General features: G+C 68.8%; 1 protein-coding gene. It reads right to left on the reverse strand.

Annotated features, from left to right (window positions below; translation table 11 throughout):
• Nucleotides 1–360 precede the first annotated feature (360 nt).
• Nucleotides 361–1,155, reverse strand: coding sequence for an SDR family NAD(P)-dependent oxidoreductase (locus tag ABEA26_RS35995; protein ID WP_345598289.1), 795 nt, complete (start codon nt 1,153–1,155; stop codon nt 361–363).
• Nucleotides 1,156–1,186: the final 31 nt, after the last annotated feature.

Raw genomic sequence — 1,186 nt, forward strand, 5'->3', positions numbered from 1 at the left:
CTTACTTGGCAAGCCATGGCCCTACGACTGAATACCTGACGGCTGACCGTATGGCATATCGCGCATTCCGTCGTTCCCCATATCGCTCCTTGCGCTCCCGGTGCCCGCCTGCCTCACCCTCCGCGTCTTTGATGTCGTCGAAGGAAACGAATTGACGACAGGCAGGCGGGCGTCCAATGACCCCTGGCTTTCCGAGGTCCGGCGGCGGTGCCGAACCGCTCAGATCCGATGACGGCTGATGACAGGGTTTGCCGACGCTTGCCTCCGCGCCGGGGCGTCCTCGGTGCCAAGGCATCCTCGGCGCGGGCGAAAGACGTCCGGACCTCAGGCGGAATTGGGAAGCGGCGGCCGCCGGGCTCCTCAGGGCAGGATCGAGTCGACGTAGCCACCGTCGACGCGCAGGGCACCGCCGGTGGTCGCGGACGCATAGGGCGAGGCAAGATAGACGACCATGTGGGCGATCTCCTCGGGCTCGATGAGGCGCTGGATCAGGGACTGCGGGCGGTGCTTGATCATGAACTCGCGCTGGGCCTCGTCCCAGGACGGCTCGTCGCCGACCAGCTCACGGACGAAGTCCTCGACGCCGCCGGTGTGCGTCGGGCCGGCGATGACGGAGTTGACGGTCACGCCCGTGCCGGCCGCCTCCTTGGCGAAGCCGCGGCTGACGGCGAGCAGCGAGGTCTTGGTCATGCCGTAGTGGATCATCTCTGCGGGGATGGCCACGGCCGAGTCGCTGGCCAGGTTGAGGATGCGGCCCCACCCCCGTTCCGTCATGCCAGGCAGACAGGCGCGGATGAGCCGGACGGCGGACAGGACGTTCACCTCGAAGTAGCGGCGCCACTCGGCGTCATCGATCGCCAGCGGGGCGGCGGAGCCGAAGATGCCCAGGTTGTTGACCAGGACGTCGACCGTCGGGACGGCCTCCAGTACGGCCGCGGCGCCCTCCGCGGTCGCCAGGTCACCCACCGCGGCGACGACGTCGTCGCTGCCGGAGTCGGCACACACCCGGTCCATCGCGTCCGTGACGCGCTCCGCGCTCCGGCCGTTGACGGCGACCCGGGCACCGGCGCGGGCGAGGCCGACGGCGATGGCGTGTCCGATGCCCTGGGTGGAGCCAGTAACCAGGGCGGTACGGCCGGAAAGGTCGATCTGCACGACACTTCCTCCTTGTCGAGAGTATGCGGCT

This window comes from Streptomyces marokkonensis (assembly GCF_039539045.1).
GTDB classification, from domain to species: Bacteria; Actinomycetota; Actinomycetes; order Streptomycetales; family Streptomycetaceae; genus Streptomyces; species Streptomyces marokkonensis.